The organism is Pseudonocardia sp. D17 (genome assembly GCF_036984265.1).
Classification (GTDB): Bacteria; Actinomycetota; Actinomycetes; order Mycobacteriales; family Pseudonocardiaceae; genus Pseudonocardia; species Pseudonocardia benzenivorans.
This window is the reverse complement of record NZ_BPRG01000212.1, coordinates 1-1,878: the sequence shown is the minus strand read 5'-3', so window position 1 is coordinate 1,878 and position 1,878 is coordinate 1. Positions and strand designations below refer to the sequence as shown.

Annotated in this window: 3 protein-coding genes; 2 read left to right on the top strand and 1 reads right to left on the bottom strand. The window is 66.9% G+C overall.

All coding sequences use genetic code 11. The annotated features are described in order from the left end of the window. Positions 1-155: 155 nt before the first annotated feature. Together PSD17_RS28060 and PSD17_RS28055 are read left to right on the top strand one after the other, a co-directional pair. On the top strand, positions 156-476 hold the full coding sequence (locus PSD17_RS28060) for an antitoxin VbhA family protein (protein WP_339125294.1): 321 nt from the start codon (positions 156-158) through the stop codon (positions 474-476). Positions 477-488: 12 nt separating this feature from the next. Further along, complete coding sequence (locus PSD17_RS28055; RefSeq protein ID WP_339125292.1) at positions 489-1,073, top strand: Fic/DOC family protein; 585 nt, start codon at positions 489-491, stop codon at positions 1,071-1,073. 394 nt (positions 1,074-1,467) lie between these two features. Here PSD17_RS28055 and PSD17_RS28050 read toward each other — a convergent pair whose 3' ends face one another. After that, positions 1,468-1,692, bottom strand: a complete 225-nt coding sequence (locus PSD17_RS28050) for a hypothetical protein (protein WP_339125290.1) — start codon at positions 1,690-1,692, stop codon at positions 1,468-1,470. Positions 1,693-1,878: the final 186 nt, after the last annotated feature.

Below are 1,878 nucleotides of genomic sequence, written 5' to 3'. Positions count from 1 at the left end.
TCGCTCCCGAGTCCAGGATCCGCAGGCCCGATTACCTACCGAACGTTGCCTGACGAGGCACTAGTCGGGCGTAGGCGACGATGCGAACCCGGGCCGACGGCCAGAACCGATCGCTACGTACACCAACATGTACAGGTTCGGGTACCCTTCTGCGTGTGAGCATCCCGGAGGTTCTCTCGATCAGCGAGCTGCGCGAACACCTCGCCGATGCGATGACCCAGGCCCGCAGCTCCTCTGGGAGGCCCGTGTTCGCCGGGCGTCATCGTCGAGCCGAGGTCGTGCTGCTCTCCGCCGACCGCTACGCCCAACTGTTGGCCGACGAGCGCCGATCAGCGGTAGCCGACGCGATCGGCTCAACCCGGGCCGAAGGCCTCGAGCTCAGCGAGTTCGGAGAAGCCGTGATGCGTGAGGTCGCCGACGGAACCCTGAGCTTCGACGAGGCCCGGACACGCCTGCTGACCCACTACCGCCGCTGACCGTCAGCGACCGTGCCGAGCTGGGACCAATATCGTGATCTCGAGTCCGGTGTCCTGCGTAACCGTCTGGGAATCACCGACCCCCACACGCTGAGCCAGGCCGAGGCCGCCATCGCGACGAACGCGATGGCCGAGCTCACCCGCTCCCCCCTACCCGGGCACTACGACCTCGCCCACCTGCAGGCGTTCCACCGCTTCATCTTCGGGGACGTCTACGAGTGGGCCGGGGAGCTGCGCACCGTCACCTTGGGCAAGACGGGCCAGATGTTCTGCCCGCCGCACGACATCAAACGACGAGCCGGCCAGCTCTTCCTCGGCCTGGCCGCGCGCGACCACCTGCGCGGGTTGGACCGGGAGCCCTTTCTCGACGAGCTCACCGCGTTGCTCGCCGCCCTGACGTTCCTGCATCCGTTCCGCGAGGGAAACGGCCGGACACAGCGCGCGCTGCTCGCTCAGCTCGCCCGCGACGCCGGGTACACCCTCCGATGGGCCGTCCTCGACGCCGGCGAGAACGCCAGCGCATCCCGCGCAGCCCACGACGACGGCGATCTCAAGCCGCTGCGGACCATGCTCAACACCCTGTTCACGTCGGCGTAGTGAGGGGAACGACGTTGTAGAGGTGGTCCAAGCCTCGATGTGACCGCCCCGCCGATCATGATCATCGAGTTGCCGGTGATTGGGAGGCTTGTGATCGAGGTTGCTCGACAAGGGGGTGTCCCTTCGGGTCACGGTCCGCTCCGGGCCGATCCCGTTCGGGCGCACATCCAGGTGCTCCCGGCCCCAGTTCTCAGGGCACGATTCCCACTGGCCCGATCGAGGAACGACCACCACGGGGAAGGACGAGTCTGCCGCTGGACCTCGAGGGTCACGCTGCCGAGGTCCTCTCCCGCTGGTCGGCGTTCGTCGACATCGACTGGGGGCGGCTGCGAGCACCAGTCGTGCGTCCTCGAGCACGTCAGCGCGGCTTCCTGCCGAGGATTCTACGTCTTGATCAGCCACCGATGGTGATTTCGCTCCCGGGCAACGTCCTCGTGTCGAGGTCTGTGACAGGAATACCGTCGATCATGATCAGGCCGCGTTCGAGGACGTTCTGCAACCACCGCTCCGGTATGGCGCTGCAGCGTTCACGCACGGTCGGACACGGCTGAGAAGGGGTGCTCTTGTCGTCACCGATGACGTTCATGGTTGCTCCCGAGCGCGAGGTCGGTTCCAGCACAGCTCGCTCACCCTCAGGCTGCTGGCCTGCGCTACGCGACGCAACGGGCTGGAGGGTCCGCGACCGGGTCCGAGATGCCGCCGTCGTCGCCCGCCGAGTCATTTCCCCACCGACCTACCTGTGGACTTCAGCGTCTGGCAGGCCTCGACGACGCGGTCGGTCATCGACTGCTCGGCCTTCTTCAGG